Source organism: Streptomyces sp. NPDC043854 (assembly GCF_056436005.1).
Genome location: NZ_JBWKDK010000054.1, coordinates 1 through 26,889, shown reverse-complemented (window position 1 = coordinate 26,889; position 26,889 = coordinate 1). Strand labels below are relative to the sequence as shown.

At 72.9% G+C, this 26,889-nt stretch carries 26 protein-coding genes and 1 pseudogene; 12 read left to right on the top strand and 15 right to left on the bottom strand.

Going from position 1 to position 26,889, the window contains the following annotated elements; translation table 11 throughout:
* The first annotated feature begins 103 nt into the window (after nt 1-103).
* Nucleotides 104-1,075, top strand: coding sequence for an SAM-dependent methyltransferase (locus AC068A_RS31545; RefSeq protein WP_478589691.1), 972 nt, complete (start codon nt 104-106; stop codon nt 1,073-1,075).
* A gap of 204 nt (nt 1,076-1,279) precedes the next feature.
* Here AC068A_RS31545 and AC068A_RS31540 read toward each other — a convergent pair whose 3' ends face one another.
* Nucleotides 1,280-2,833, bottom strand: a complete 1,554-nt coding sequence (locus tag AC068A_RS31540; protein WP_478589690.1) for a M28 family metallopeptidase — start codon at nt 2,831-2,833, stop codon at nt 1,280-1,282.
* A gap of 174 nt (nt 2,834-3,007) precedes the next feature.
* The gene (locus AC068A_RS31535; RefSeq protein WP_478589689.1) at nt 3,008-4,129 is read right to left on the bottom strand and encodes a DUF5937 family protein; all 1,122 of its coding nucleotides are present in this window, start codon (nt 4,127-4,129) and stop codon (nt 3,008-3,010) included.
* A 179-nt stretch (nt 4,130-4,308) separates the two neighbouring features.
* On the opposite strand from AC068A_RS31535, the gene AC068A_RS31530 reads away from it, so the two are divergent.
* On the top strand, nt 4,309-4,518 hold the full coding sequence (locus tag AC068A_RS31530) for a hypothetical protein (RefSeq protein WP_478589688.1): 210 nt from the start codon (nt 4,309-4,311) through the stop codon (nt 4,516-4,518).
* Between the two features lie 73 nt (nt 4,519-4,591).
* Here AC068A_RS31530 and AC068A_RS31525 read toward each other — a convergent pair whose 3' ends face one another.
* From AC068A_RS31525 to AC068A_RS31505, 5 genes are read right to left on the bottom strand one after another with little or no spacing between them, the layout of a single operon-like run.
* Nucleotides 4,592-5,401 (bottom strand): type III pantothenate kinase, encoded by an 810-nt coding sequence (locus AC068A_RS31525; protein ID WP_179176070.1) that lies wholly within the window; start codon nt 5,399-5,401, stop codon nt 4,592-4,594.
* 3 nt (nt 5,402-5,404) lie between these two features.
* Nucleotides 5,405-6,385, bottom strand: a complete 981-nt coding sequence (gene nadC / locus AC068A_RS31520) for a carboxylating nicotinate-nucleotide diphosphorylase (RefSeq protein ID WP_478589687.1) — start codon at nt 6,383-6,385, stop codon at nt 5,405-5,407.
* Complete coding sequence (locus tag AC068A_RS31515; protein WP_478589686.1) at nt 6,382-8,115, bottom strand: L-aspartate oxidase; 1,734 nt, start codon at nt 8,113-8,115, stop codon at nt 6,382-6,384. Before AC068A_RS31515 ends, nadC begins: the two co-directional genes overlap by 4 nt.
* A complete protein-coding gene (gene panC, locus AC068A_RS31510; RefSeq protein ID WP_478589685.1) occupies nt 8,112-9,128 on the bottom strand; it encodes a pantoate--beta-alanine ligase in 1,017 nt (338 codons plus the stop codon). Before panC ends, AC068A_RS31515 begins: the two co-directional genes overlap by 4 nt.
* Complete coding sequence (locus AC068A_RS31505) at nt 9,125-10,108, bottom strand: Rossmann-like and DUF2520 domain-containing protein (protein WP_478589684.1); 984 nt, start codon at nt 10,106-10,108, stop codon at nt 9,125-9,127. Before AC068A_RS31505 ends, panC begins: the two co-directional genes overlap by 4 nt.
* Nucleotides 10,109-10,205: 97 nt before the next feature.
* On the opposite strand from AC068A_RS31505, the gene AC068A_RS31500 reads away from it, so the two are divergent.
* The 7 genes and pseudogenes from AC068A_RS31500 (at nt 10,206) to AC068A_RS31470 (ending at nt 14,346) form a co-directional block, all read left to right on the top strand.
* Nucleotides 10,206-11,321, top strand: coding sequence for a threonine aldolase family protein (locus AC068A_RS31500; protein WP_478589683.1), 1,116 nt, complete (start codon nt 10,206-10,208; stop codon nt 11,319-11,321).
* A 168-nt stretch (nt 11,322-11,489) separates the two neighbouring features.
* Complete coding sequence (locus AC068A_RS31495) at nt 11,490-11,675, top strand: DUF397 domain-containing protein (protein WP_478589682.1); 186 nt, start codon at nt 11,490-11,492, stop codon at nt 11,673-11,675.
* Nucleotides 11,676-11,790: 115 nt separating this feature from the next.
* Nucleotides 11,791-12,216 (top strand): annotated as a pseudogene (locus AC068A_RS31490) (hypothetical protein); the annotation flags it as partial.
* A 298-nt stretch (nt 12,217-12,514) separates the two neighbouring features.
* The gene (locus AC068A_RS31485; RefSeq protein WP_478589681.1) at nt 12,515-12,688 is read left to right on the top strand and encodes a hypothetical protein; all 174 of its coding nucleotides are present in this window, start codon (nt 12,515-12,517) and stop codon (nt 12,686-12,688) included.
* 111 nt (nt 12,689-12,799) lie between these two features.
* Entirely contained in the window at nt 12,800-13,303 is a 504-nt protein-coding gene (locus tag AC068A_RS31480) for a BlaI/MecI/CopY family transcriptional regulator (RefSeq protein WP_478589680.1), read from the top strand.
* A 9-nt stretch (nt 13,304-13,312) separates the two neighbouring features.
* The gene (locus AC068A_RS31475) at nt 13,313-13,843 is read left to right on the top strand and encodes an amino-acid N-acetyltransferase (protein ID WP_478589679.1); all 531 of its coding nucleotides are present in this window, start codon (nt 13,313-13,315) and stop codon (nt 13,841-13,843) included.
* A 164-nt stretch (nt 13,844-14,007) separates the two neighbouring features.
* The gene (locus AC068A_RS31470; protein ID WP_478589678.1) at nt 14,008-14,346 is read left to right on the top strand and encodes a histone-like nucleoid-structuring protein Lsr2; all 339 of its coding nucleotides are present in this window, start codon (nt 14,008-14,010) and stop codon (nt 14,344-14,346) included.
* Here AC068A_RS31470 and AC068A_RS31465 read toward each other — a convergent pair.
* Nucleotides 14,325-14,906, bottom strand: a complete 582-nt coding sequence (locus tag AC068A_RS31465; protein ID WP_478589677.1) for an SCO3374 family protein — start codon at nt 14,904-14,906, stop codon at nt 14,325-14,327. The genes AC068A_RS31470 and AC068A_RS31465 overlap by 22 nt on opposite strands.
* Nucleotides 14,907-15,356: 450 nt before the next feature.
* Here AC068A_RS31465 and AC068A_RS31460 point away from each other — a divergent pair, with 450 nt between their 5' ends.
* Together AC068A_RS31460 and AC068A_RS31455 are read left to right on the top strand one after the other, a co-directional pair.
* Nucleotides 15,357-17,879, top strand: coding sequence for an ATP-dependent Clp protease ATP-binding subunit (locus AC068A_RS31460; protein ID WP_478589676.1), 2,523 nt, complete (start codon nt 15,357-15,359; stop codon nt 17,877-17,879).
* Nucleotides 17,880-18,468: 589 nt separating this feature from the next.
* Nucleotides 18,469-19,065 (top strand): M23 family metallopeptidase, encoded by a 597-nt coding sequence (locus tag AC068A_RS31455; protein ID WP_478589675.1) that lies wholly within the window; start codon nt 18,469-18,471, stop codon nt 19,063-19,065.
* A 54-nt stretch (nt 19,066-19,119) separates the two neighbouring features.
* On the opposite strand, the gene AC068A_RS31450 is transcribed toward AC068A_RS31455, so the two are convergent.
* From AC068A_RS31450 to AC068A_RS31420, 7 genes are all read right to left on the bottom strand, one after another.
* A complete protein-coding gene (locus AC068A_RS31450) occupies nt 19,120-20,436 on the bottom strand; it encodes a LamG domain-containing protein (protein ID WP_478589674.1) in 1,317 nt (438 codons plus the stop codon).
* Between the two features lie 154 nt (nt 20,437-20,590).
* A complete protein-coding gene (gene cseC, locus AC068A_RS31445; protein WP_478589673.1) occupies nt 20,591-21,901 on the bottom strand; it encodes a two-component system sensor histidine kinase CseC in 1,311 nt (436 codons plus the stop codon).
* The gene (cseB, locus tag AC068A_RS31440) at nt 21,898-22,605 is read right to left on the bottom strand and encodes a two-component system response regulator CseB (protein WP_478589672.1); all 708 of its coding nucleotides are present in this window, start codon (nt 22,603-22,605) and stop codon (nt 21,898-21,900) included. The genes cseC and cseB overlap by 4 nt, the downstream gene beginning before the upstream one ends.
* Nucleotides 22,606-22,687: 82 nt before the next feature.
* Complete coding sequence (locus tag AC068A_RS31435) at nt 22,688-23,323, bottom strand: hypothetical protein (RefSeq protein WP_478589671.1); 636 nt, start codon at nt 23,321-23,323, stop codon at nt 22,688-22,690.
* A 38-nt stretch (nt 23,324-23,361) separates the two neighbouring features.
* On the bottom strand, nt 23,362-23,934 hold the full coding sequence (locus AC068A_RS31430; protein ID WP_361096683.1) for a SigE family RNA polymerase sigma factor: 573 nt from the start codon (nt 23,932-23,934) through the stop codon (nt 23,362-23,364).
* Between the two features lie 175 nt (nt 23,935-24,109).
* Nucleotides 24,110-25,111 carry an HhH-GPD family protein gene (locus AC068A_RS31425; protein WP_478589670.1) on the bottom strand — a complete coding sequence of 334 codons (1,002 nt, stop codon included), beginning with the start codon at nt 25,109-25,111 and terminating at the stop codon, nt 24,110-24,112.
* Nucleotides 25,112-25,134: 23 nt separating this feature from the next.
* Nucleotides 25,135-25,749, bottom strand: coding sequence for a phosphatase PAP2 family protein (locus AC068A_RS31420; protein ID WP_478589669.1), 615 nt, complete (start codon nt 25,747-25,749; stop codon nt 25,135-25,137).
* Between the two features lie 223 nt (nt 25,750-25,972).
* On the opposite strand from AC068A_RS31420, the gene AC068A_RS31415 reads away from it, so the two are divergent.
* A complete protein-coding gene (locus AC068A_RS31415) occupies nt 25,973-26,728 on the top strand; it encodes a hypothetical protein (RefSeq protein WP_478589668.1) in 756 nt (251 codons plus the stop codon).
* Nucleotides 26,729-26,889: the final 161 nt, after the last annotated feature.

Genomic DNA, 26,889 nt, shown 5'->3' with positions numbered 1-26,889 from the left:
CCCAGAGTAGGCAAAGAAGATAGATGCTGGAGTCAACCACAGGTGCGATCCGTGATCCGGGGGCGTACTCCGCAAGGTGGAGGCCGAGCTTAGCCTGTGGGGGATGAGCACTCAGGGCGAAAACAGGGGTCCGGTCGGCTGGCGGACGGCCGTGGAGGCCGCGCTGTACGGGCCCGGCGGCTTCTACGTGCGCCCCGGCGGCCCGGGTCCCGCCGGGCACTTCCGCACCTCCGTGCACGCCTCGCCGCTGTACGCGGGGGCCGTGGCCCGGCTGCTGTCCCGGGTGGACGAGCAGCTCGGCCGCCCGGAGGGGCTGGACCTGGTCGACGTCGGGGCCGGGCGGGGGGAGCTGCTCGCCGGGGTGCTCGCCGCGCTGCCGGCGCCGGTGGCCGCGCGGGTGCGCCCGTACGCGGTGGAGAAGGCGGAGCGGCCACCGGGCCTGGACCCGCGGATCCACTGGGTGTCCGAGCCGCCGGCGGGGGCCGCGGGGCTGCTGTTCGCCAACGAGTGGCTGGACAACGTACCCCTGGACGTCGTGCAGGACGGGCACTACGTGCTGGTCGCGCCGGACGGCACCGAGAGCCGGGGCCCGGCGGTCGGCGGCGCCGACCTGGCCTGGCTGGAGCGGTGGTGGCCGGAGCCGGGCCGGGCCGAGATCGGGCGGCCGCGGGACGAGGCCTGGGCCGCGGCCGTCGCGACCCTGGAGCGGGGGCTGGCGGTGGCCGTGGACTACGCCCACACCCGCGGGACGCGGCCGGCGTACGGGACGCTGACCGGCTTCCGGGAGGGCCGGGAGGTGGCCCCGGTCCCGGACGGCAGCTGCGACGTCACCGCCCACGTGGCCCTGGACTCCTGTGCCGGCCCGGGCGCGGTGCTGCTGACCCAGCGGGAGGCGCTGGGCGCGCTCGGCGTCTCGGCTGCCCGGCCGCCGCTCGCGCTGGCCTCGTCGGACCCCGTCGGCTACGTACGCGCCCTGGCCGCGGCGGGGGAGGCGGCCGAGCTCACCGCCCGCGGCGGGCTGGGCGACTTCGGCTGGCTGGTGCAGCCGGTCGGCGTGACCGCCTGGCCGGACTGAACCGCAGTCGGCCGGACTGCCGCGGCGGGTCGGGCCGAACCGGGACGGTCGGGGCTGAACCGCGGCGGTCGGGGCTGAACCGCGGCGGCCCGGGCTGAGCCGCCGCACGCGGATTCCCGCCCCGGACACGCCGGAGGGGCCGGCGCCTGCCGGCCCCTCCGGTTCGCCTCGCGGGCGACCGCCGGTCGGTTGTCCGCCGGTCGGCTACTCGGCCACCTCGTGGCCGTGCCCGTCGTGCAGGCCGCCGCCGCTGCCCGCGCTGCCGCCGGTGGGCTGCGAGACCACCGGCTTCGACAGCGGCGCCAGGTCGTGGGCGTAGTGGCCCACCGCGTCCGCGATGACGTCCACGTTGATGTCCAGCGCCTTCTGGTCGATGTTCTTCAGGTCATCGCCCTTGGCGTGGTAGTTCGGGTCGTAGGCCACGCCGGCCTGGCCGCCGAACTTCGCCGCCTGCGCCTCGGTCTTGATGCCCTCGGCGCCGGTGAAGGTGCCGCCCGACGGGATGCCGACCTCGATGAACGGCCCGTAGTCCGAGCGGCCCGTGAAGTCCGTGCCCTCGTGCGGGATCTTCTTCGAGTCGAGGAAGTCGGTGATGCCCTTCTCCAGCTGGGCGGAGCCCTCCGGGCCCGGACCGGCCCCGACGCCGTCGGAGTTGTCGCCGTCGTAGACGAAGTAGGCCGGGTTCGGCGAGGCGATCATGTCGAAGTTCAGGTACAGCTTGATCTGCTTCTTCTGCGCCTCGGTCAGGCCGCCGACGTATGCCTCGGAGCCGAGCAGGCCGAACTCCTCGGCCGACCACCAGGCGAACTTCACCTTGTTCTTGATCTTCTTCTGGTCGCCCGCGAGGCGCTGCGCGACCTGGAGGATGCCGGCCGAGCCCGAGCCGTTGTCGTTGATGCCCGGCCCGGCCGAGACCGAGTCGAGGTGCGCACCGAGGAAGACGGTGTTGTTCTCGTCGCCGCCCTGCGTCTCCGCGATGACGTTGAACGTCTTGCGCTGCTCCCGCAGTTCGCGGATGTCCAGGGTGACCTCGACCGGGCCGGCCGCGGCGTCGGCGGTGAGCCGCTGGCCGTCGGCCTGGGTGATGCCGCCGGTCGGGATCTTGCCGGCGTTCGGGTCGCCGAGGGTGCCGTTGAGGGCGCCGTCGGTGTTGTTGTAGATGATCGCGCCGACGGCGCCGGCCGCGGCCGCGTTGGCCTGCTTGACGGCGAAGGTGCAGCCGCCGCGCTTGACCAGGGCGATCTTGCCGGTGAACGCGCCCGCGGCGAAGTCGCCGGGCTCGCAGCCGTTGGTGCCGTCGGCGTCGACGGGCGCCGGGGCGATCTGCGCCGTGATGCCGGCCTCGGGGCCGCTCGCGGTGTAGGTCATCAGCTCGATCGGCACGTCGCGGCCGTTCGCGCCGTTGACCTTGAGCGTCTCCGCGACCGTCTCGACGTAGGTGAACTCGAACTCGTTGCGCGAGACCTTGTACCCGGCGTTCCTCATCACCGCTTCGACGTACTGGGCGGACTGCACGTGGCCCTTGGAGCCGGCCACGCGGGTGCCGTTGTTGTAGTCGGCGATGGACTGGAAGACCTTCAGGTGGTTGTAGGCGCCTTTGCCGGTCGAGTCCTTGACCAGCTTCCTGGCCAGTGCGTCCGCCCGGGCCGCGTCGCTCTGCGGGCTGGTGGCTCCGGCCGGGCCGGCCAGGAGCAGCGGCGATACGAGGGTGGCGGCGGCCAGGGCGGCGGTCGCTGCGGCTATACGGCGTGAGGGCATGAAGGTCCTTCCACGACAGGTGCGAGCAGACAGACAGGTGGCAATGCGCGGTACGTGGGGGGAGTGGTGGACGCACGTTATAGACGAGCAGGCGGATCTGGCCAGAGTTTTCACTGATTCCGGTTCGTGAATTCCGTATATCGGTGCGTCTGCGCAGTAAGGAACCGGCCACCGCTAGCGCAGGATGCCCTCGATGAAGTCGGGTCCGATCCGGGCAACAACCCCCAGATCCAACTGGTGCTGGGCATAACGCCCCTGACGCCGCGTATGGAGCAGTCCGGCCTTCTTCAGCGCGGACAGGTGCCGCGACACCTCCGGCGGGGTGATCCCGTGCACGGCCGCCAGCTCGCTCGTCGTGTACGGCGCGCGGGCCAGGCTCCGGCACAGCATCATCCGCATCGGGTGGGCCAGTGCCTCCATCCGCCGCTGGAGCAGCTCCACCGAACCGGGGGACGGCAGTTCGGGGTTGCGCACCGGGTAGTGGACCACCGGCCGCCAGCCGGGGGCGTGCAGCACGAGCAGGTGCGGCCAGCCGAAGTGCGTCGGGACGAAGACCAGGCCGGGGCCTATCTCCGGATCGGTCGCGGTGGCCGTGCCGTGGACCATCTTGTCGGCGGTGATGGTGGTGCGGGCCTCGTCGACGTCCAGGGCGGCGGAGACCTCCGCCAGTGCGGCGGGCAGCCCCTTGCGGCGCAGCACCTCGGTCTTGTGCCGGGCGTCCGCGGTCTGCTCGGGCTCGATCCGCCGCCAGGTCTCGGCGAAGAAGGCCTCGTCGCAGTCCTCCAGGAGCCGGCGCATCCAGACCCGTACGCCGGCGGTGTCGTCCAGCAGCCGCAGCGAGAACTCCAGCCGGCCGGGGCCGCGGGCGGCGGCCGTCTCCAGCACCTTGGCCCGGGCGCCGGCGTCGGTCAGCGGGGAGGGCCCGCCGCCCTCGTTGTACAGCGCCAGCCAGCAGTGCTCCAGGGCGGCCATCACGAACCGCTCGTCGTCCAGCTTGTCGAGTACGTCGAGCTCCTCGGCCAGGGTCGCGGCGGGCCGCCCGGTGCCGCCGGGGACGCCCGCGAAGGCCATGAAGATGTCGGAGAAGGAGCTGCGCCACATGAAGTCGCCCTCCAGCAGCCGGTCCGCGAGGCAGGGGTCGAGCCCGGCGGCGGTGGCGGCGGTCCAGGAGGCGAGCCCGGGGTGGTGGGCGGGCTGCGAGAGCGCGTGCAGGGTCATGCAGAGCTCGGCGAGCGGCGAGGGCGCGAAGGCGATGTGCTCGTCGGGGAGCCCGGCGATGTCGATGGTGACGCTCATCGGCCCATTCTGGCCGCCGCCGGGCCCGATCCGGCCGCGCGGCGGCCACCGGCGCGCCGCCGGGCCCGCAGCTGTCGCCCGGAAGGCGGCCGACGGGGCTGCGCGGCTGGTCAGGGCGTCGATTGACGAGCAGCGTCAATCGACGCGCGGCCTGCCGCAGGAGGGTTCAGGGTGGAGGTATGACAGCGATCGAGCAGTACCTCATCGACACGTACCGGGCGTCCCAGCACGGTGTCCCGCTGCCCCCGCCGCCGGGCCGCGACGACCTCGCCGCGGTGCGGGCGGCCCGGAACTACGCGCAGTTCCGGGCCGTACTCGACGGCCGGGCGGCACGCCACCCGTGGCGGGCGGCCGTCCGCCGCCTGCTGAGCCGCCCCCGGCCCTGCTGACCGGGGCCGCAGGCCGCGGCCGCGCCGACCGCGACCCCGCCCACCGCGGCCAGCGGGGGCCCGGCCCGCCGGCTCAGGAGAAGTTCGGCGCGTTGCGCTCGTAGACCAGGCGCAGCCCGATCAGCGTCAGCCACGGCTCGTGGTCGTCGATCACCGAGGACTCGCCGAGCACCATCGGCGCCAGCCCGCCCGTGGCGATGACCCGGACGTCGTCCGGATCGCCGTGCGGGCCCGCCAGCTCCCGGGCCATGCGGGTGACCACCCCGTCGACCTGGCCCGCGAACCCGTACACCACGCCCGACTGCATCGCCTCGACGGTGGACTTGCCGATCACGTGCCGCGGCCGGGCCAGCTCGATCTTGCGGAGCTGGGCGCCGCGTACGCCCAGGGCCTCCATCGAAATCTCGATGCCCGGGGCGATCACGCCGCCCACGTACTCGCCCTTCGCGGACACCGCGTCGAAGGTGGTCGCCGTACCGAAGTCGACCACGATCGCGGGGCCCCCGTAGAGGTCGACGGCCGCGACCGCGTTGATGATGCGGTCCGCGCCGACCTCCTTGGGGTTGTCCATGAGGATCGGCACGCCCGTCTTGATGCCCGGCTCGACGAGCACCGCGGGGACGTCGCCGTAGTAGCGGCGCGTCACCTCGCGGAGCTCGTGCAGCACCGACGGCACCGTCGAGCAGATCGCTATGCCGTGGATGCCGTCGCCCAGCTCGCTGCCGAGCATCGGGTGCATGCCCATCAGGCCCTGCATCAGGACGGCCATCTCGTCGGCCGTGCGGCGCGGGTCGGTGGAGATGCGCCAGTGCTCGACGATCTCGTCACCGTCGAACAGGCCGAGCACGGTGTGGGTGTTGCCGACGTCGATGGTGAGCAGCACCGGTTACACCGCCTCGCGCAGGTCGAGTCCGATGTCCAGGATGGGCGAGGAGTGCGTCAGCGCGCCCACGGCCAGGAAGTCCACGCCCGTCTCGGCGTACGCCCGCGCGTTCTCCAGGGTCAGCCGGCCGGAGGACTCCAGGATCGCCTTGCCCTTGTTGTGCTCCTTGTTCAGGATCACGGCCTCCTCGGTGTCCATCGGCGTGAAGTTGTCGAGGAGGATCAGGTCGGCCCCGGCGTCCATGACCTCGCGCGCCTGGTGCAGGGTGTCGACCTCCACCTCGATCGGCACCTCCGGGAACGCCTCGCGCACGGCCTTGAACGCCTCCGCGACCCCGCCGGCGGCGACCACGTGGTTGTCCTTGACCAGCGCCGCGTCCGACAGGGACATGCGGTGGTTGACGCCGCCGCCGCAGCGCACCGCGTACTTCTCCAGCGAGCGCAGGCCCGGCGTGGTCTTGCGGGTGTCGCGGACCTTGGCCTTGGTGCCCTCCAGCACGTCCGCCCAGCGGCGGGTGGCCGTGGCGATGCCCGACAGCCGGCACAGGATGTTCAGCGCGCTGCGCTCGGCGGTCAGCAGGTCCCGGGTGCGGGCCCGCACCGACAGCAGCACGTCGCCCTTCGCCACGGTGTCGCCGTCCTCGGCGTGCCGCTCGACCTCGAAGGCCTCGCTGCACGCGACGGAGAACACCGCCTCGACGACGCGCAGCCCGGCCACGACGCCGTCCTCGCGGGCGACGAAGTCGGCGACGGCCTCGGCCTCCTCGGGCACGGTCGCGACGGTGGTGACGTCCACACCGCCGTCGAGGTCCTCGGCCAGCGCCATGTGGGCGATGTCCTCGACCTCGACGGGGTCGAGGCCCGCCTCGGCCAGCAGCCCGGCGAGCGCCGGGTCCAGGCCGCTCTCCTCGCCGTCGCCGCAGCCGCAGTCGTCGCCGCAGCCGCCTTCGTTCTGCTCGATCAGGGGGAGTTCGGGGGTGCTCACGATGCCTGCTCCTGGCTCAGGGGGTGCTGTACGGACGGGAAGTCCGCGGAGTCGGTGGGGGTGACGACCAGGGCCCGCTTCTCGGTGGCGGACAGCCTGACGACGAGGTGGCGGCGCCAGGCGGCGTCGTCGCGCTCGGGGAAGTCCTCGCGCCAGTGGCAGCCGCGGGTCTCCTCGCGCCGCAGGGCGGCGGCGACCAGGACCCGGGCCACGCACAGCAGGTTCGTGGCCTCCCACGTGTCGGTGCCCGGCACGGCGGTCTTGCCGTTCGTCTCCAGGGCGGTGAGCGCGGTGGCGTACAGGTCCTCCAGGGCGGCGGCCGCGGCGCGCAGGGACTCGGCGGAGCGGAGCACGCCCGCGCCCTGCGTCATGATGCCCTGGACCTCGTAGCGGGCCTCGGCGGGCTGCAGCGGGCCGGTCGAGGGGACCGGTATGCCGGGGCCGTTGCCCGACGGGGCGCTCGCCGCGATGTCCTCGGCGATCCGCTCGGCGAAGACCAGCCCCTCCAGCAGGGAGTTGGAGGCCAGCCGGTTCGCGCCGTGCACACCGGTGCAGGCGACCTCGCCGCACGCGTACAGGCCGGGGACGGTGGTGCGGCCGTGCAGGTCGGTGCGGACGCCGCCGGAGGCGTAGTGCGCGGCGGGCGCGACCGGGATGGGCCGGGTCACCGGGTCGATGCCGTGGGCCCGGCAGGCGGCCAGGATGGTCGGGAAGCGCTGCTCCCACATCTCGGCGCCGAAGTGCCGGGCGTCCAGGTACATGTGCTGCGCGCCCTGCTCCTGCATGCGGCGCATGATGCCCTTGGCGACGATGTCGCGCGGGGCCAGCTCGGCCAGCTCGTGCGCGCCGACCATGAAGCGGACGCCGTCCGCGTCGACCAGGTGGGCGCCCTCGCCGCGGACCGCCTCCGACACCAGCGGCTGCTGGCCCTCGGCGTCCGGGCCCAGGTACAGCACCGTGGGGTGGAACTGGACGAACTCCAGGTCGGAGACCTCGGCCCCGGCGCGCAGCGCGAGCGCCACGCCGTCGCCGGTGGACACCGACGGGTTGGTGGTGGCGGAGAACACCTGGCCCATGCCGCCGGTGGCGAGGATCACGGCGGGCGCGTGGACGGCGCCGACCCCGTCGTGCTGGCCCTCGCCCATGACGTGCAGGGTGACGCCGGCCGTGCGGCCCTCGGCGTCCTGGAGCAGGTCCAGGACCAGCGCGTTCTCGACCGTCCGGATCCCGGCGGCCTGGACGGCCTCGACCAGCGCGCGGGAAATCTCGGCGCCGGTGGCGTCGCCGCCCGCGTGCGCGATCCGGCGCCGGTGGTGGCCGCCCTCGCGGGTCAGCTCGATCTCCCCGGTCTCGGCGGAGGTGTCGAAGACGGCCCCGGAGGCGATCAGCCGGCGCACCGCGTCGGGCCCGTCGGTGACCAGGAGCCGGACGGCGTCCTCGTCGCACAGGCCGGCGCCCGCGACCAGGGTGTCGTCCAGGTGCTGCCCGGGGGTGTCGCCCTCGCCGAGCGCGGCGGCGATCCCGCCCTGGGCCCAGCGGGTGGAGCCGTCGTCGAGCCGGGCCTTGGTGACCACGACGGTACGGCGGCCCGCGGCGGCGCAGCGCAGCGCGGCCGTCAGACCCGCCACGCCCGAGCCGACGACCACGACGTCGGCCTCGACGGCCCAGCCGGGGGCGGGCGCGTGCAGCCGTATGCCGGTACCGGCGGGGCCTGTGCCTGGGGTGCTCACGAGTGTGCTCCGAACTCCAATGGGATGTTGTCGATCAGCCGGGTCGTGCCGACCTTCGCGGCGACGGCCAGCACGGCCCGCCCGGTGAAGTCGGGGCCGACGTCGGTGAAGTCCTGCGGGTCCACCAGGGCCAGGTAGTCCAGGACCAGCGGCGGCTCGTGCCGGCCCGCCTCCTCCAGGACGTGCCGGGCCGCGGCCCGTACGGCGTCCGGCAGGCCGGTTCCGGGCGCGGCCGCCGCGGAGGACACGGCGTGCGCGTCGGCCGAGGCCCGGATCTCGCCCAGCCGGGCCAGGGCCGAGGCCCGCTCGTCGCTGGCGGGGGCCGCCTCGGCGCGGGCGCGCAGCGCGGCCTGCGCGGCGAGCCGGTCGCGGCCCGCGAACAGGGCGCGGGACAGGGCCAGGGCGGTGCGCCGCTCGGGGACGGAGAGGTAGCGGTTGCGGGAGGACAGCGCGAGCCCGTCCTCCTCGCGGACGGTCGGTACGCCGATCACCTCGACGGGGAAGTTCAGGTCGGTCACCATCCGCCGGATCAGCGCCAGCTGCTGGGCGTCCTTCTGGCCGAACAGGGCCAGGTCGGGGCGGGTGAGGTGGAGCAGCTTGGCGACGACGGTCAGCATGCCGTCGAAGTGCCCGGGCCGGGTGGCGCCCTCCAGGCGGGTGCCCATCGGGCCGGCGCTGATCCGCACCTGGGGGTCCCCGCCGGGGTAGACCTCGTCGACGGCCGGGGCGAACACGGCGTCGGCGCCCGCCCCGTGGGCCAGCTCCAGGTCGGCGTCGAGGGTGCGCGGGTAGCGGTCGAGGTCCTCGTTCGCCCCGAACTGGAGCGGGTTGACGAAGACCGTGACGACGACCTGGCCGTCGGGCCCGGCCTGCTCGCGGGCCGACCGGATCAGGGTGGCGTGCCCCTCGTGGAGGGCGCCCATCGTCATGACGACCGCGCGCGGCCCGGAGCCGGCGCGCGGGAGCTGCGCGAGCTTCTCCGCGGTGTCGATCAGCAGCAGGTGGTGGCTCACCGGCCGTTGCCCCCTTCGGGTCCCTCGGTGCCGTTCGGGTCCGTTCCGGCCCGGCCGCCGTCCGCGCCGGCGCCGTCGGCGAGGACCCCCAGCAGGTCCTCGGCCAGCTCGGGCTTGAGCAGACCGTGCGCCAGGGCCCGGTCCGCGGTCGTACGGGCCATCGCCAGGTACCCGGCGAGCGTGCCCGGGGCGTGCCGGCGCAGCTCCGACACGTGCGCGGCGACCGTCCCGGCGTCGCCGCGGGCCACCGGACCGGTCAGCGCGGCGTCCCCCGAGCGCAGGGCGTTGTCCAGGGCCGCGCCCAGCAGCGGGCCGAGCATCCGGTCGGGGTGCTCCACGCCGGCCTTGGCCAGCAGCTCCATGGCCTGGGCGACCAGCGTGACCAGGTGGTTCGAGCCGAGGGCGAGGGCGGCGTGGTAGAGCGGGCGGTCCGCCTCCGCGATCCACTCGGGCTCCCCGCCCATCTCGATGACCAGGGCCTCGGCCGCGAGCCGCAGCTCGTCGGGGGCGGTGACGCCGAAGGAGCAGCCGGCGAGCCGCTGCACGTCGACCTCGGTGCCGGTGAACGTCATCGCGGGGTGCAGGGCCAGCGGCAGCGCGCCCGCCCGGCGGGCCGGGTCCAGGACGGCGGCCCCGTACCGCCCCGAGGTGTGCACGAGCAGCTGCCCCGGCCGTACCGCGCCGGTCTCGGCGAGCCCCTGCACGAGGCCGGGCAGCGCGTCGTCGGGCACGGTCAGCAGCACCAGGTCGGCCAGCTCCAGCACCTGCGCGGGCGGGACGAGCGGCACGTCGGGCAGCATCCGCTCGGCGCGGCGGCGGGAGGCGTCCGAGACGCCGGAGACGGCGACCGGGCGGTGCCCCGCCTGCTGGAGGGCGCGGGCCAGGGCCGGGCCGACCCGGCCGGCCCCGACGACGCCGACGGTCAGCCGGGCGGGTCGGGCGGACGGATCCCGGGGGTCCGTCTGATGGGGTGCGTTCACGCGGGGTGGGCCTTCCGTTCCAGTCCGCGGGGGTACCGGACGATACGCCGCCATGCTAGCCCCTGGGCGCGAGGGGCGATCGGCGATGATCTGGGCCATGACCGATGACACCGAGCGGTTGAACCGGCTGGTCCGGGCGGGGCGCGCGGCCGAGCGCAAGCTGTCGGGCAGCGTGCGCGAGACGACGGTCGGCGAGCTGCTCGCGGAACTGGCCGCGCCCGACCCCGACGAGCCCGCCGACGTCTACGGCGACGGCGTCGTGGCCAGGCTGGAGGAGCGGGTCGCCGAGCTCCTCGGCATGGAGGAGGCCGCGTTCTTCCCGTCGGGCACGATGGCCCAGCAGATCGCCCTGCGCTGCTGGGCGGGCCGCACCGGGAACCCGGTGGTCGCCCTGCACCCGATGAGCCACCCGGAGCTGTGGGAGGGTGGCGCGCTGTCCCTGGTCTCGGGCCTGCGCACGGTGCACCCCACGCGGGAGCCCCGCCAGCCCACCGCCGAGGAGGTCGCCGACCTCGCCGAGCCCTTCGGCACACTGATGCTGGAACTCCCGCTGCGCGACGCGGGCTTCCTGCTGCCGTCCTGGGAGGAGCTGGAGGAGCTCGTCGGCGCGGCCCGGGAGCGGGAGGCCGTCGTCCACTTCGACGGGGCCCGGCTGTGGGAGGCCGCCACCCACCTCGGCCGGTCCCTGCCGGAGATCGCGGCCCTGGCCGACTCGGTGTACGTGTCCTTCTACAAGTCGCTGGGCGGGCTGAGCGGGGCGGCGCTCGCGGGCCCGTCCACCCTGATCGCCGAGGCGAAGGTGTGGCGCCACCGGTACGGCGGCCAGGTCTTCCGCCAGTTTCCGCAGGCGCTGTCGGCCCTGGCCGGGCTGGAGCGGGAGCTGCCGCGGCTGCCGTCGTACGTGGCGCACGCGCGCGTGGTGGCCGAGGGACTGCGGGAGGGCTTCCTGACCGCCGGGGCCCCCTGGTTCCGGATCCACCCGGGGGTGCCGCACACCCACCAGTTCCAGGTCTGGCTGCCGTACGCGGCGGACCGGCTGACGGATGCCGGGATCCGGCTGGCGGAGGAGACGGGCACCGTCCTGTTCCGCAGCTGGGAGCCGGCGCCCGTTCCGGGCCTGGCGGTGACGGAGGTGACGGTCACCGAGCCCGGCCTGGCCTGGACCGGCCGGGACGCCGCCGAGGCCGCCGCCGCCTTCCTCGCCCGCCTCTAAGCGGGCAGCAACCCCGGCAGCCCCCGAGGCGTCCTTCAAGGCGCCGGTGCAACCCGGCACGCCGGGCACGACGCACCGAATTCGGCCGAAGTGGCCGACTCGGGGCTCCCACGGGGTTACCGTCCCCCCACGGGAAGCACCAGCCCGTCCATCGGAGGGAGAGACACCATGACCGCTGACCCCGAGTGGCGGAAGTCCTCGTACTGCGGAGAGGGAGAGGCCTGCGTCTACGTGCTCGCCACCCCCGGGCACCTCGTCCGCGTGGCCGACCGCGCCGACCCGGCGCACCTCGTCCTGGCCACCACGCAGTCCGCCTGGGCCGACTTCCTGCGCGCCGTGAAGGAGCACGGCTGACCCGCCGCCGGCCCGCGGCCGCTCCCGCCGCGCCGGAATCACGGCGATCAGGAGTTTTTGTCCGATTAGCGCGTATCTTCGGCGCATGCCCACGCCCTACGGATCCCGCGGCGGCATGGCGTTCAGCGCCGCCGAGCTGCGCGTGCTCAGGCGCACCCTCGCCCATGCCCTCCAGCCCTCCACGGCCCCCCTGACGACACCCGAGGTACAGGACTGCCTGCGCCTCGCGCAGGCGGTGGACGAAGCGGTCCAGGAGGCGGGCCGGCTCAGAGCGTTCCTCCTCGCCGACCTCGCGCGCTACCGCAGCGCCCTGCCCGGCAGCCTCTCCGGCTACCTGAAGCTGCTCCAGGACGCCCTGGCCGCCGGCTACGAGCCCGCGCCGGACGACCTGGCCGCCCTGCGCGCGCTGCGCGCCAACCCGGTCGCCGCGGCGCTGCTGGAGCGCGCCCAGGCCGTCGCCGGGCGCGCGCTGCGCCGGCGGCTGCCCGCCGCCCCGCCGCCCCGGACCCGGCTGCTGGCCCTCGCCGGCGGCAGGGACGCCGGCGGCAGGGATGCTGACGGCAGGGTCGCCGACGGCAGGGACGCTGACGGCAGGAACGCCGGCGGCAGGGAGGGCAGTGGCAGGGACGCCGCGGACGCGGGCGGACTCCGAGGCGGCGACCGGGACGGCAGCGAGGAGCCGCCCCGGCCCCAGCAGCCCCGGCCGGCGCGGCCGTCCCCCGAGACCCCGCCGCGCCCCGAGCGGCCCGTCCCGACCCCCGGCGAGGTGTTCCCGCCGCGCCGCAAGCCCACCCCGCCCCCGGCGGCCGGGCTGGCGGCCGGGTAGCTACGCTGGGGCCATGGACTACGTTTCCGCGCTCGTTCCCCCGTTCGTGATGGCCGCGTTCTTCATCGCCCTCGTCGTGACGATCGTGAAGAGCCAGGGCGGTGCCAACAAGGCCAAGGAGGATGCGGCCGTCGACGCCGCGCTCTCCCGCGCCGAAGCTGCGCAGCAGGCGCAGCACCGCCCGTAGCGGGCGGGTGTTCCGGGCGTAACGGCCTCCGGGCCGTACGCCCGGTTTTTGTTGTCCGGTGTCGCCGTGAATAGCCGGGCAATTCCGAACAATCCGCACTATCGTGCTGGTGTGCCTCGCCCCCTGGGAGAACTCGAAGACGCGGTCATGACGCGGGTGTGGCAGTGGAACCGCCCGGTCACCGTACGTGAAGTCCTGGAAGACCTTCAGCAGGAACGGTCCATCGCGTACACCACGGTGATGACCGTTTTGGACAATCTCCATCAGAAGGGCTGGGTCCGCCGGGAAGCCGAAGGCCGCGCCTATCGATATACGGCGGTCTCCACCCGCGCCGCCTACTCGGCCGCACTGATGAACGAAGCCTGGTCCACGAGCGACAGCCCCGCGGCCGCCCTGGTGGCCTTCTTCGGCATGATGTCCCCCGAACAGCGCGAAGCACTCCGCGACGCCATCCGGATCGTCCAGCACGACGAGGAGTCGGCCGCCGACCCGGTGCCCGGCCCCGCTCCGGAGCAGGCCCCCGAGGCCGCCCAGCCCGCCCCCGAGGCCGCTGCCGGGCCCGCCTCCGACGCCGAAGGGGACTCCGCCGGAGACCGCCCCGGCCCGGGGCGATAGCGTCCGGTCATGGCCGAGATTTCCGCTGCCCGAGCAAAAACCGTGACCATCCGCCGTGCCCGTACCGGTGATGTTCGCGCACTGCGCCGCCTGCTCGACCAGTACGTGCAGCAGCGGATCCTCCTCGACAAAGCCCCGGTCACCCTTTACGAGGACATCCAGGAGTTCTGGGTCGCGGAACGCCTCTCCGACGGCCGGGTGGTGGGCTGCGGCGCACTCCACGTGATGTGGGAGGACCTCGCCGAAGTGCGCACTCTCGCCGTCGACCGCGAGTTGAAGGGGGCTGGAGTCGGCCATCAGCTGCTCGCGCAGTTGTTGGAGACCGCCCGCGCGCTGGGGGTCGCCCGGGTTTTCTGCCTCACCTTCGAAGTGGACTTCTTCGCGAAGCACGGCTTCGTCGAGATCGGGGAGACGCCGGTCGAGACCGATGTGTACGTGGAGCTCCTGCGTTCCTATGACGAGGGTGTCGCCGAGTTCCTCGGTCTCGAACGAGTGAAGCCGAACACCTTGGGCAACAGCCGGATGCTTCTGCACCTCTGAACGATCACGGCGGCTTTTCCCGGGCTCCGCGCACCTGTGGCCTATGTCCGAATCGCGCACGTTTCCCTCCTCGCTGCGGTCCTGAACCTCTCCCGGGGGGTTTGTGTTTTCCAGGCAAAAGCGGTTTCCTTTCCGCGTACTGCTTTTCGATGAAAGGAAATCCGGTGGCACAGAAGGTTCAGGTCCTTCTTGTCGACGACCTCGACGGTGGCGAGGCGGACGAGACCGTGACGTTCGCTCTGGATGGCAAGACCTACGAGATCGACCTCACCACCGCCAACGCGGAAAAGCTCCGTGGTCTGCTCGAGCCGTACACCAAGGGCGGCCGCCGCACCGGCGGCCGTGCCGCCGCGGGCCGCGCCAAGGGCCGGGCCGCAGTGAGCTCCGGCAACCCGGACACCGCCGAGATCCGCGCCTGGGCCAAGGCCCAGGGGATGAACGTCAACGACCGCGGTCGGGTCCCGGCGGAAATCCGCGAGGCCTACGAGAACGCCAAGGGCTGACCCCGTACCGGCGTACGCCGCCTCAGCCGCGCCCGGTGGCACTCCGTCGCCGCCGCGGCGACCAGGCGTACGAGATCGGGCCCGGCAGCTCCCTGCCGGAGGCCGACGCCGCCCTGCCCAGGACCGGGCAGGGCCGGCAGCAGCGCCTCACATCCCCGCTCGGGGGGTCGCAGCCACACGGCGGCCCCCCGGGGACTTCCCCCCGCGGCCCGTCCCGGGGGAACCGGAGCCGTGATCCGGCCGCCGGCGCCCAGGGCGGTGAGATCGAGCGCGACCCCGCCCCACTCCAGCCAGTCGAGCAGCCCCGGCAGCTCCTCGGCGGCCCCCGCCGCGACCAGGAACCGCATCCTGCGCCCCATGAGGGCGACCGGGCCGGTGGCCACCGGCCGGCGCAGCAGCTCCGCCCCCGCATCGGACGGCAGCTCCAGCACGTCGAACCGGGTCCCGGTGACCAGCTGGACGGGCGGCCCGCCGGTGACGGTCCAGCCGAGCACCCCCTCGTACCAGGACGCGCAGCCGTCCTCCGGAGCGGTGCGGGGCGGCGGAACGGTGAAGGCCATGACAGGAGCAACTCCGAACGGCTTCGCGAGTTACGCTGTGCACTCCGACCAATGCGGAACGTAAAGCTCCAGGGGGTGGAGTCCCACATTCGGGACCGAATCGTGTTCGCCCGTAGCGGAGTGACCCGGTGCCGAGGGCATGGACTGTCGGTGCTTACGGGTAAGACATTCCTAGTGGATCGGGGCGACACGCTGATTTGAGCGGCTTCCGTTCGCCATCGGCGTACACGTGTGACGGGTATCTGCCTGGCCTGCGGGAACATCGTCTCGCACCATCGGGTTGGAGCAGTTGTCGGCTGTTGAAGCCGGTTTTCCCCACTGACGTGGGGGTGAGCCGCGGACGGATGTCGGCAGTTGGAATGAGCTGTCCCGCCCCGCGGGACTAGCATGCGGAAGGACAGGGCGGGGACCGACCCCGAACTGCCCGACCGCTCTGAGGAGCGATAAACGATGTTCGAGAGGTTCACCGACCGCGCGCGGCGGGTTGTCGTCCTGGCTCAGGAAGAAGCCCGGATGCTCAACCACAACTACATCGGCACCGAGCACATCCTCCTGGGCTTGATCCACGAGGGTGAGGGTGTCGCCGCTAAGGCCCTGGAGAGCCTCGGGATTTCGCTCGAGGCTGTTCGCCAGCAGGTTGAGGAGATCATCGGTCAGGGCCAGCAGGCCCCGTCCGGCCACATCCCCTTCACCCCGCGGGCGAAGAAGGTCCTGGAGCTCTCGCTCCGAGAGGCCCTCCAGCTCGGCCACAACTACATCGGCACCGAGCACATCCTGCTGGGCCTGATCCGCGAGGGCGAGGGCGTCGCCGCCCAGGTCCTGGTCAAGCTGGGCGCCGATCTCAACAGGGTCCGGCAGCAGGTCATCCAGCTGCTCTCCGGCTACTCCGGCGGAGGCAAGGAGTCGGCCACGGCAGGCGGCCCGGCCGAGGGCACCCCCTCGACCTCGCTCGTCCTGGACCAGTTCGGCCGCAACCTCACCCAGGCGGCCCGCGAATCCAAGCTCGACCCGGTCATCGGGCGCGAGAAGGAGATCGAGCGGGTCATGCAGGTGCTGTCCCGCCGTACCAAGAACAACCCGGTCCTCATCGGCGAGCCCGGCGTCGGCAAGACCGCCGTCGTCGAGGGCCTGGCCCAGGCCATCGTCAAGGGCGAGGTGCCCGAGACCCTCAAGGACAAGCACCTCTACACCCTCGACCTGGGCGCGCTCGTCGCCGGCTCCCGCTACCGCGGTGACTTCGAGGAGCGCCTGAAGAAGGTCCTCAAGGAGATCCGCACCCGCGGCGACATCATCCTGTTCATCGACGAGCTCCACACGCTGGTCGGTGCGGGTGCCGCGGAGGGCGCCATCGACGCGGCCTCGATCCTGAAGCCCATGCTGGCCCGCGGTGAGCTCCAGACCATCGGTGCCACCACGCTCGACGAGTACCGCAAGCACCTGGAGAAGGACGCGGCCCTGGAGCGCCGCTTCCAGCCCATCCAGGTCGCCGAGCCCTCGCTGCCGCACACGATCGAGATCCTCAAGGGTCTGCGCGACCGCTACGAGGCCCACCACCGCGTCTCCATCACGGACGAGGCCCTCGTCCAGGCGGCCACCCTGGCCGACCGGTACATCTCGGACCGCTTCCTGCCGGACAAGGCGATCGACCTGATCGACGAGGCCGGCTCCCGGATGCGCATCCGCCGGATGACCGCGCCGCCGGACCTCCGGGAGTTCGACGAGAAGATCGCGGCGGTGCGCCGGGACAAGGAGTCGGCGATCGACTCCCAGGACTTCGAGAAGGCGGCCTCCCTCCGCGACAAGGAGAAGCAGCTCCTCGCCGCGAAGGCCAAGCGCGAGAAGGAATGGAAGGCCGGCGACATGGACGTCGTCGCCGAGGTCGACGGCGAGCTCATCGCCGAGGTCCTCGCGACCGCGACCGGCATTCCCGTCTTCAAGCTCACCGAGGAGGAGTCCTCGCGTCTGCTCCGCATGGAGGACGAGCTCCACAAGCGGGTCATCGGCCAGAAGGACGCCATCAAGGCGCTCTCCCAGGCGATCCGCCGTACCCGTGCGGGTCTGAAGGACCCGAAGCGCCCGGGTGGCTCGTTCATCTTCGCCGGCCCGTCCGGTGTCGGTAAGACCGAGCTCTCCAAGACGCTCGCCGAATTCCTCTTCGGCGACGAGGACGCGCTGATCTCCCTCGACATGTCGGAGTTCAGCGAGAAGCACACGGTTTCCCGCCTCTTCGGTTCGCCCCCCGGCTACGTGGGCTACGAAGAGGGCGGCCAGCTCACCGAGAAGGTGCGCCGCAAGCCGTTCTCCGTCGTCCTCTTCGACGAGGTCGAGAAGGCCCACCCGGATATCTTCAATTCCCTTCTCCAGATCCTGGAGGACGGTCGACTGACCGACTCCCAGGGCCGGGTCGTGGACTTCAAGAACACGGTCATCATCATGACGACCAACCTGGGCACCCGGGACATCTCGAAGGGCTTCAACCTGGGCTTCGCCGCCCAGGGCGACGTCAAGACCGGCTACGAGCGCATGAAGGCCAAGGTCAACGAGGAGCTGAAGCAGCACTTCCGCCCCGAGTTCCTGAACCGTGTCGACGACACGGTGGTCTTCCACCAGCTGTCGCAGGAAGACATCATCCAGATCGTCGACCTGATGATCGCCAAGGTGGACGAGCGCCTCAAGGACCGCGACATGGGCATCGAGCTCAGCGGCGAGGCCAAGCTCCTGCTGGCCAAGCGCGGCTACGACCCGATCCTGGGTGCGCGTCCGCTGCGCCGCACGATCCAGCGCGAGATCGAGGACATCCTGTCGGAGAAGATCCTCTTCGGCGAGCTGCGCCCCGGTCACATCGTGGTCGTCGGCACGGAGGGTGAGGGCGAGACCGCCAAGTTCACCTTCCGCGGCGAGGAGAAGTCGGCGCTGCCGGACCTCCCGCCGATCGAGGCCACGGGCTCGGGCCCGGACCTGAGCAAGGGCTGACGGCCCGCCCGCACCGCGGGCAGCCGTCACGGGCAACAGGGGCGGCCCCGGAACCACACGGTTCCGGGGCCGCCCCTCGTGCGTGTAAGGCTCCTTGCGGCACGAGGGGCGGGATTCCCGCGGCACCCGCACCTCTGGGCGGCCGGCAGGCGCGTACAGCGGGCCGTACGGCGGTGGGTGCGGCGGGGGACGAGGGCGGCGGGGGCGGCCGGGTGGACGCGGGCGGCCGGCCGCCGGGTTCCGGTGGAGGACCGCGGGGTCTGCGGGTTGCAGGACTTCGGTCCCGGAAAGGGGCGGCAGAGGTCCTGGAGCGGTGACAAGCCGCACAGGGCAAATCGGACCTCCTAGCACCTTTCGTAGATCCGATATCCGATTTGTCCTCATATTCGACCCACGTTTGCGCAGGGTGGACCGGTCAAGCGGGTGCGCCACACCCCCCTTCCCTACGAGCCGCGGTAGTAAGCGGGAGGTTTGGGGATATCGCGGGACACGGGTTACCAAGGTTGGGCAAGCCCGGCAGCCCGCCGCTCGCGGTGCCGGGTCGCAACTTGCCTGACTGCCCCTGTTCCCGGCCCCGGAGGTCTCCTACATGTCCGCGAAGCGCATCAGCACCCGTCGTACCCGCCTCGCCATCGGTGCCACCGCTCTCGGTGCGACCCTGGCCCTCGGGGCCGGCGCCACTGCCGCCTTCGCCCAGACCCCCGCCGCCCTGCCCGCCGCGCAGTCTTCCGCGCAGTCCTCCACCTCGGCCGCCGCCACCAAGGCCGGCGCCTGGCAGAAGCCGCTCGCCACCTACACGCTCTCCGCGACCTACGGCAAGGGCGGCAACCTCTGGTCCGCCAAGCACTCCGGCCAGGACTTCGCCGTCCCCGTCGGCACCCCGGTCAAGGCCGTCAGCGGCGGCGTCGTCGTCAAGGCCGGCCCCAACGGCGGCGGCGACGGCCCGGCGTACGGCAACGCCGTCGTGATCAAGCACGGCAACAGCACGTACTCCCAGTACGCGCACCTGTCCAAGATCCAGGTCAAGGTCGGCCAGAAGGTCACCAAGGGCGGCCAGATCGCGCTGTCCGGCAACACCGGCAACTCCACCGGCCCGCACCTGCACTTCGAGATCCGGACCACCCCGAACTACGGCTCGTCCGTGAACCCGGTCGCCTTCCTGCGCGCCGCCGGCGTCACCCTCTGACGCACCCGGACAGGTGAAAGAAACCGGCCCGCTCGGCGGGCCGGTTTCCGTATGTCAGAACAGCAGCCACGCCCCCGTCGGCTTGGTCTTCGCGTCGACCCGGCCGGCCTTGAGGGTGTCGATCTGGGCCGGCGACAGCAGCGCGTCGTAGGTCTGGATGCTGTCCATGGCTCCGCTCCACGCGGCGGTCCACTTGTCCTCGTGGCGGGAGCGGGCCAGCTGGAGCGGGCCCTGGGCCTGGAAGACGCCGGACACGGCGCTCTCCCCGGCCTTCTTCCCGTTGACGTACAGGGCGATCTGCTTGCGCTCGGCGTCGTACGTCGCGGTCAGCTGGGCGAAGGTCTTCTCCATCTTGGCGCTCTCGCCGCTGACGGTGACGGTGGTGGACTCGGCGCCCTGGTCGCCGGTCTGCACGCGGAAGACCCAGGCCGGCTTGCCGTTCACCTGGTCCAGGCCCAGCTCGAACGAGAACGACTTCTCGTTGCCCTGGCTGACGGCCATCTGCCGGCCCTTCGCCGAGCGGCTCCACACCCGGGCCGAGACGGTGAAGCTCTTGGACGTGTCCACGATCCGCTTCTCGGACTCGGCGAACGAGTTCTCGTTGCCCTTGGTGCGCATCTCGAACCGCTTGTCGATGGGGAAGACCCCGGCGTCGGCGCCCATCTTCAGCGGCGCCTTGCCGGCGCGGTCGCGGAGCTGGGTGGGGTCGTCCTTGACGGTCGGCGTGTTGTCGACCGGCTCCTTGCTCTTGGATCCGCTGGGGGAGGGCGAGGCCGAGGCGGAGGCGCTGGCCGAGGGGTCGCCGCCCGCGTTGGTGTTGCCGTTGTCGTCCCCGCCCATGAGCAGGAACGTTCCACCGCCGGCGAGCAGCGCCAGTACGGTCACCCCGCCGCCGATCATCCACAGCCTCTTCTTGCGCCGCTCGGCCGCCGAGCGGTCGGCCATCGCCTCCCAGTCGGGCTGCTCGGACTGGAGCGGCGCGAACGGCCCGGGCCCGGGGGCGTCCTGGACGGGCAGCCCGGCCGGCGGCCACTGCGCGGGCGGGACGGCGGGGTTCTGCTGGAACGGGGCAGGGCCGCCGCCGGGCTGGTACGGGCTCGGAGCCCCCGGACCCGCGGGCGGCGCGCCCGGAACACCCGGAGCCCCCGCCTGCGGGAAGCCGTAGCCGCCGGGCTGTCCGGGGGCCGGCGGTCCGGGTACGGCGGGCGGCGGGCCGAAGCCGCCGCCCGGGGCAGGTGCTCCGGCCGGGGCCTGCGGGCCGCCCGGGTAGCCGTAGCCGCCGGGTGCCGGCGGTACCGGCGGGAACCCGTAGCCGTTCCCCGGGGCGGGCTCGGGCTGCGGGGTGCTCGGGGGATTCGTACCGTCGGTCATGCCACGGATGCTAGAACACCGGTCCGTACGGACGAACGACCCGGTCCTCCTCGGCATGCCCCTGCCAGCCTCGGGGCCGTTCCCGGACGCCTCAACCGGGCGGCCGGAGGCCTCGGCCCGGCAGCCGGATGCCTCAACCGGGCGGCCGGAGGCCTCAGCCCGGCAGCTGGATGATCGGGAAGCTGCCCGTGGCCGTCGGCGCGTGCTCCGGCAGCCACAGCACGGCCACCGCACCCGCCGCCGCCCCCTCGCGGTCCGCGCCGCCCGGCGCGGCCACGTTGCGGAACGTCAGCCGGGCGCCCAGCACCCGCGCCTGGCCCTCGGCGATGGTCAGCCCCAGTCCGTGGCCCACCCCGGCGCGGTCCGTGGACCCGGTCCGGAACCGGCTCGGGCCCTCCCGCAGCAGGTCTTCGGGGAAGCCCGGCCCGTGGTCCCGGACCCGGACGACCCGGCCCTCGATGTCGACCTGGACCGGCGGCTGCCCGTAGCGGGCGGCGTTCGCCAGCAGGTTGCCCAGGATCCGCTCCAGCCGCCGGGGGTCGGTGCTGACGATCTCGTCCGCGACCACCCGGACCGACGCCTCCGGCATCAGCGCCGCCACCCGGCGGTTCACGAACTCGCCCAGCGCCACGTCCTGGAGCTCGGCGCGCTCCGACGCGCTGTCCAGCCGCGCCACCTCCAGCACGTCCTCGACCAGCGCCCGCATCGCCTGCGCACGGTCGCGCACCAGCTCCGTCGGCCGCCCCGGGGGGAGCAGCTCCGCCGCCGTGAGCAGGCCCGTCACCGGGGTCCGCAGTTCGTGCGCGATGTCCGCGGTCACCCGGCGCTCGGCCTCCAGCCGCTGCTGGAGCGCGTCGGCCATGGCGTCGACGGCACGCGCGAGGTCGTCGGTCTCGTCCCGCACGACACCGCCGACCGCGTCCCGGACCCGTACGTCCGGATCCCCGTGCGCCACGCGCTGCGCGGCGGCCGCGGCTTTGCGCAGCCGGCGGGAAATCTGCCCGCCGATGAGTACGCCGAGGGCGGCGCCGGCGACGACGGCGGTCAGCGACCCGACGACCAGGGCCCGGTCCAGGTCGCGCACCAGCTTGGCGCTCTCCTTGAACGTGGTGTGCAGCGACAGCACGTTCCCGTTCCCCTGCGGAACCGCGGCCCACACCTCCGGCCCCTTGGGGGACTCCTGGATGTAGGTGCCGCGCCGCCCCGACTTGGCCTTCTCCCGCAGTTCGGCGGGCAGGTCGGGGTCGTTGAGCTTCGCGCCCATGGGAGGCTTGCGCCCGGCGTCGACGTTGCGGGAGATGAACTGCACCCGGTCGAGCTGCACCTCGCGGGCGCTGTCCAGCATCGAGGTGCGGGCACCGCTGTGCACCACCAGGCTCAGCGCGACCACGACGAGCGCGGCGACGGCGGCGATGGCGGCGGCGATCTTCCAGCGGATCCCCGTGCGGAAGGTGAAGCGTCTCATCCCTTGAGCTTGTATCCGAAGCCGCGGACCGTTTCGATGCGGTCCTGGCCGATCTTCGTGCGCAGGCGCTGCACGTGGACGTCCACGACGCGGGTGTCACCGCCCCAGTCGTAGTCCCAGACCCGCTCCAGCAGCCGGTCGCGCGAGAGCACGGTGTTCGGCGCGGAGGAGAACTCCAGCAGCAGGCGCATCTCGGTCGGCGTCAGGGCCACCGGGGAGCCGGCCTTGCGCACCTCCATGCCCTCGGTGTCGACCTCCAGGTCGCCGAAGGCCAGGAGCCCGCGCTCGGCGGACCCGCCCTCGCCGCCCGCACCGGCGCCGTTCGCGCCGCCGGCGTGGCCGAAGCGGCGCAGTACGGCGCGTATCCGGGCGACCAGGACGGCGCCGTCGAAGGGCTTGGTGACGTAGTCGTCGGCGCCCGCCTCCAGGCCCAGGACCACGTCGATGGAGTCGGCGCGCGCCGACAGCATGATCACCGGGACGGTGGACTCGTCGCGGATCCTGCGGCACAGGCTCACGCCGTCCATGCCGGGCACCATCACGTCGAGCAGGGCGATGTCGGGCCGGTCGGCCCGGAAGGACTCCAGGCCGGACAGGCCGTCGGGCATGGCCGTGACCGTGAACCCGTCGCGTTCCAGCGCCAGGGTGGTGGCCTCGCGGATGACGTCGTCGTCCTCCACGAACAGGACATGGGTCTCGGCCATGCGCAAGCCTCGCCTCGGTTCCTTCGCTTCTTCGGGTCTGGGATGTGCAGGTGGTGCAGGTGGTTCCGGCGGTACGGGTGGGTCAGTTCTTCTGGCTGATCGCCGGCGCGGGCTGGCCCCCGCCGTCGATGTTGCTGTAGTCGGTGTGGACGCGGTCCTGCTCGGTGAACTTCTCGCCGTTCCACCGGTACGTGATCACGTCCTCGCCCGACGGATAGGCGAGCGTGTCGCTCTTCCCGTAGACGGGCTTGGTGACCACCAGGTCGCCCCGGTCGATCTCCGAGTAGACGGGCGGCTGCTCGTCCGAGAACACATTCTCGTACGTCCCGCCCTCGGCCCGGTACACGTAGGAGCCCCGCCCCAGCGCATCCGCGCAGGACAGCACGTTGATCACGATGTCGGTGACGGAACCGCCGGTGATCTTCCCGTAGCTCACGTCGACCGGGTACTCCTTGCCCGTGCACGGCTTGAGGTCCCGCTTGACCTCGGCACTGACCCGCGGGTCCGCCTTCAGCAGCGCGACCGGGTCGATCTTCCGCGTCGGCTTGCCCGAGGGGGCCGTCTGGCCCGGTGCGGGGCCGGTCGGGGAGGACGGCGCCCCGCTCTTGGCCACCGTCTCGGTGCGGGCCGGACCGCCGTCGCGCAGCCCGGTCCCGGTCGTGGAGCAACCGGCCGCGAACAGCACAGTGCCGACGAGGACGACCGTCCCCGCCGACATCAACACCAGCGGCCCTCTGCCGCTCAGACTTTGGCCATTCAGGCCGCGCACCGCTCACGCCCCTCGTACCGGATGGTGTGGTCCCCGCGGTGGTCACCGCGCTCCAGCGCGCGCATGTCCAGGTCCCGGCTCTCCAGCTCCTGCCGGAGGCGGGCCAGTGCGCGGTGCAGGGTGCTCTTCACCGTACCGGTAGACATGCCGAGTGCGGCAGCCGTCTCCTCGGTGCTCATCTGCTCCCAGTGTCGCAGGACGACGACGCTGCGCTGCTTGGGGGCGAGCACCTTGAGGATGTCCATCAGCAGGGCGCGGTCGGCGCGCTGCTCGGTGCCGTCCTCGACGGAGGCGTCCGGGAGCTGCTCGGTGGGGACCTCTTCGAGCTTGCGGGCGCGCCACCACTCCGTACGGGTGTTGATCATGACGCGGCGCAGGTAGGCGTCGGCCAGGGCCTTGTCGGCGATGCCGTCCCAGCGGCCGTAGGTGCGCACCAGGGCGGTCTGCAGGAGGTCCTGGGCGTCGGTGGGGTCCGGAACGAGGCGCCGGGCACTGCGCAGCAGCGCGTCCTGCCGAGTGCGTACGTACTCCTCGAACCCGAGTACCTCGCCGTGCGCCATCTCTGACCGCCTCCGTTTCCGTGCCACAGCTCGTCCGCTGTCCAACGGATCCGAAGGTACGGAGGCGTTGTCACGAGCCTGTGCGGGCCAGCCTGCGGTGGGCGCACGGACACCCATAGGTTGTGTAACAACGGCCGTGAGCTGGGGTTTCCCCGCAACAAACGGAATGACTCAGTCAGTTTGCGGCACGGTGCTGCGGCAGCCGGTACATGCCCCCGGAAAGGGGCTCGACCAGCCCGTCGGAGACCAGCCCGTCCAGCGCGCGGGCCCGCTGCACGGGCTCGTTCCACACGGTGTCGAGCACGCTCTGCGGAACCGGCCCGACCGCCTCCCGCAGCACGGCCAGCAGCTTGCCGCGGACCTGCCGGTCCGTCCCCGCGTACGTCTGCCCGCGCCGCGGCGGCCCGTCGTGCGCCGGCTTCCCGGCGAGCCGCCACGCGCACAGCCCGGCCACCGGGCAGCGGGCGCAGTCCGGGTTCCTGGCCGTGCACACCAGCGCCCCGAGCTCCATGGAGGCAGCCGCCCAGCGGGCCGCGGTGGCCTCGTCCCCGGGCAGCAGGGCCCGGGCCAGGCGCCGCTCGGCGGCGGTGGTGGCGTTCGGCGGGTACTCGACGCCGGTCGTGGTGCGGGCGAAGACCCGGCGCACGTTGGTGTCGAGCACGGCGTGCCGCTGCCCGTACGCGAAGGACGCCACCGCGGCCGCGGTGTACTCGCCGATCCCGGGCAGCGCCAGCAGCTGCGCGTACTCGCGGGGCACGTCGCCCCCGTGCCGCTCCGCTATCGCCACGGCAGCGCCGTGCAGCCGCAGGGCGCGGCGCGGGTAGCCGAGCCGGCCCCAGGCCCGTACGGCCTCGCCGGGGGCCTCGGCGGCCAGGTCGGCGGGCCGGGGCCAGCGGGCCAGCCACTGCTCGTACACGGGCAGGACCCGGCTGACGGGGGTCTGCTGGAGCATGAACTCGCTGACCATGACCCCCCAGGGGCCGGCCTCGGGGCGGCGCCAGGGCAGGTCGCGGGCGTGCTCGTCGAACCAGGCGATGACCGGGGAGTGCAGTGCGTGGGCCGCCTCCGGGGCGGCCTCGGCGGCTACGGAGGCGGCCTCGGTGACCACGGCGGCGGCCTCGGAGGCCTCCGCGGCCGGGGTCTCGGCGGGGGAGGAGGTTGTCCGGGATGCAGTCATGACATACGGCATCCTGGCACGTTTCACCGCCGTCGCGCGGAGCCCGGACCGGTGAACCACAGTGCCGCCGGGTTGCCGCTCGTCCGCACGGCGGCGGCGATCCTGCTGATCGGACCGGTCAGCGCGAGGACGAAGACCGCGGCGACGATGCCGCCGGCCACCACGCCCACGGCCACGTCGTGCGGGTAGTGCACCCCGACGAACACCCGCGAGTACGCCATCAGCAGGGCCATCGGCACCGTCAGCAGCACCAGCCGGCGCAGCGCGAGGGCCAGCGCCACGGCGGCGGCACCCGCGATCGCGGAGTGGTTGCTCGGGAAGGACCAGTCGCCCGGGGCCGGGCACTGCGCGAGCGAGGTGGCGGCGCGGGCCACGGCCCGGCAGGGACGTTCCTCCGTCACGACCAGCTTCACGCTCTCGGAGGCCACGTACGCCACGGCGGTGGCGAGCGGGGCGAGCACGGCGAGCGCCATCGCCCGCGGGTTGCGCTGGCTGCGCGCACGCCACCACACGGATATGAACAGGACGCCGAAGAGAAGCAGTCCGTATTCGGTCCACACCTCGAAGGCCGACTGCACCCAACCGGGCGCGGAGTGGGCAGAGTCGGTGATGTCGCGGTAGAGGTCGGAGGTGTCCATGGTCACCGACCGTACTCAACCAGGGGAGATGGCCTCGCACGGCCCCTGGCCGATTCGTTTCGGTCGTCTGTCCGCCCGCAGGCTGATCATCGGCAAAACCTGCCGGATACCCGGCATGTGGGGCACGGATCGGGCCCCGGACTCTCGTAAAGTTCCGTCCGTGGGATCTATGCGCAATCCGGTCGGGCCGCTCCCCTCCTCCATCTACTGGCGACGGAGGGCTGTGCTGGCGTCCGTTGTCGCGCTCCTCGCGCTCCTCGCCGTATGGGCCGTCAGTTCCGCAGGGGGCACGTCGAGTACGAACGGCAAGGGCCAGAAGGGACCCGACCCCGCCACCTCGATCACCCCGGGACCGTCCGGGACCGGTCCGGCGATCAGTCAGGCGCCGGGCGGGCGCGCCGAGTCGGGCGGCAGCGCGGGCAAGAACGGTGACCCGGGCGCCGGTTCCGGTTCGGGCAGCGGCGGGGGCTCCGGTTCGGCCGCGGCGGGCGCCGGCAGCGGCGGTGCCGGAGCGGGCGGCGGCGGTGCCGGCGGTGCAGGCGGCGCGGCGGCCGTCCCGGCGGACTCGCAGCTGCCCACCTGCTCGACGAGCTCCCTCCAGTGGGAGGTCAAGAGCGTCAAGAACGAGTACGAGGCGAACGAGAAGCCCCGCCTCGAACTGATCGCCCGCAACATCACCGGATCGACCTGCAAGGCCGACCTCGGCCCGAAGCAGGCCGTGCTGACCATCCTCCAGGCGAGCACCAGCAAGGCCGTCTGGTCCACGGGCGACTGCCCCTCCGGCCCCGGCAGCGCCTTCTACCGGGTACCGGCGCAGGGCGAGGCGAAGCAGATCGTGGAGTGGGACCGCAAGTTCAGCGCAGCCGGCCAGTGCCAGACGCCGCCGGCGGGCAGCGCCGCCCCCGACACCTACGTGGTGGAGGCCAAGTTCCCGGGCCTGCCCGTGGCCCGCACCTCCTTCGTCCTCAAGCAGGAGTAGGCCCGGCCCCGGCCGGAGGCCGGAACGACCGGAAAAGAAGGGGTGGGGGGGGGGGGGGGGGGGGGGGGCCGCCCCCCCCCTCCCCCCCCTCCGTGGCTCCAAACGCGGAATAGACAGCACGGACAGAGGGCGGAAGCCCACGCGAGAGGGAGGGCCGGGAG

What these genes read in the sequence shown, in the direction of transcription:
- AC068A_RS31460 (WP_478589676.1), top strand. Translation starts at nt 15,357, where the DNA reads ATGTTCGAGAGGTTCACCGACCGCGCGCGGCGGGTTGTCGTCCTGGCT.
- AC068A_RS31465 (WP_478589677.1), bottom strand. Translation starts at nt 14,906, where the DNA reads ATGGCCTTCACCGTTCCGCCGCCCCGCACCGCTCCGGAGGACGGCTGC.
- AC068A_RS31475 (WP_478589679.1), top strand. Translation starts at nt 13,313, where the DNA reads ATGGCCGAGATTTCCGCTGCCCGAGCAAAAACCGTGACCATCCGCCGT.
- AC068A_RS31500 (WP_478589683.1), top strand. Translation starts at nt 10,206, where the DNA reads ATGACCGATGACACCGAGCGGTTGAACCGGCTGGTCCGGGCGGGGCGC.
- AC068A_RS31455 (WP_478589675.1), top strand. Translation starts at nt 18,469, where the DNA reads ATGTCCGCGAAGCGCATCAGCACCCGTCGTACCCGCCTCGCCATCGGT.
- cseB (WP_478589672.1), bottom strand. Translation starts at nt 22,605, where the DNA reads ATGGCCGAGACCCATGTCCTGTTCGTGGAGGACGACGACGTCATCCGC.
- AC068A_RS31535 (WP_478589689.1), bottom strand. Translation starts at nt 4,129, where the DNA reads ATGAGCGTCACCATCGACATCGCCGGGCTCCCCGACGAGCACATCGCC.
- AC068A_RS31435 (WP_478589671.1), bottom strand. Translation starts at nt 23,323, where the DNA reads ATGTCGGCGGGGACGGTCGTCCTCGTCGGCACTGTGCTGTTCGCGGCC.
- AC068A_RS31420 (WP_478589669.1), bottom strand. Translation starts at nt 25,749, where the DNA reads ATGGACACCTCCGACCTCTACCGCGACATCACCGACTCTGCCCACTCC.
- AC068A_RS31530 (WP_478589688.1), top strand. Translation starts at nt 4,309, where the DNA reads ATGACAGCGATCGAGCAGTACCTCATCGACACGTACCGGGCGTCCCAG.
- AC068A_RS31430 (WP_361096683.1), bottom strand. Translation starts at nt 23,934, where the DNA reads ATGGCGCACGGCGAGGTACTCGGGTTCGAGGAGTACGTACGCACTCGG.
- AC068A_RS31450 (WP_478589674.1), bottom strand. Translation starts at nt 20,436, where the DNA reads ATGACCGACGGTACGAATCCCCCGAGCACCCCGCAGCCCGAGCCCGCC.
- AC068A_RS31425 (WP_478589670.1), bottom strand. Translation starts at nt 25,111, where the DNA reads ATGACTGCATCCCGGACAACCTCCTCCCCCGCCGAGACCCCGGCCGCG.
- AC068A_RS31495 (WP_478589682.1), top strand. Translation starts at nt 11,490, where the DNA reads ATGACCGCTGACCCCGAGTGGCGGAAGTCCTCGTACTGCGGAGAGGGA.
- AC068A_RS31485 (WP_478589681.1), top strand. Translation starts at nt 12,515, where the DNA reads ATGGACTACGTTTCCGCGCTCGTTCCCCCGTTCGTGATGGCCGCGTTC.
- cseC (WP_478589673.1), bottom strand. Translation starts at nt 21,901, where the DNA reads ATGAGACGCTTCACCTTCCGCACGGGGATCCGCTGGAAGATCGCCGCC.
- AC068A_RS31540 (WP_478589690.1), bottom strand. Translation starts at nt 2,833, where the DNA reads ATGCCCTCACGCCGTATAGCCGCAGCGACCGCCGCCCTGGCCGCCGCC.
- AC068A_RS31545 (WP_478589691.1), top strand. Translation starts at nt 104, where the DNA reads ATGAGCACTCAGGGCGAAAACAGGGGTCCGGTCGGCTGGCGGACGGCC.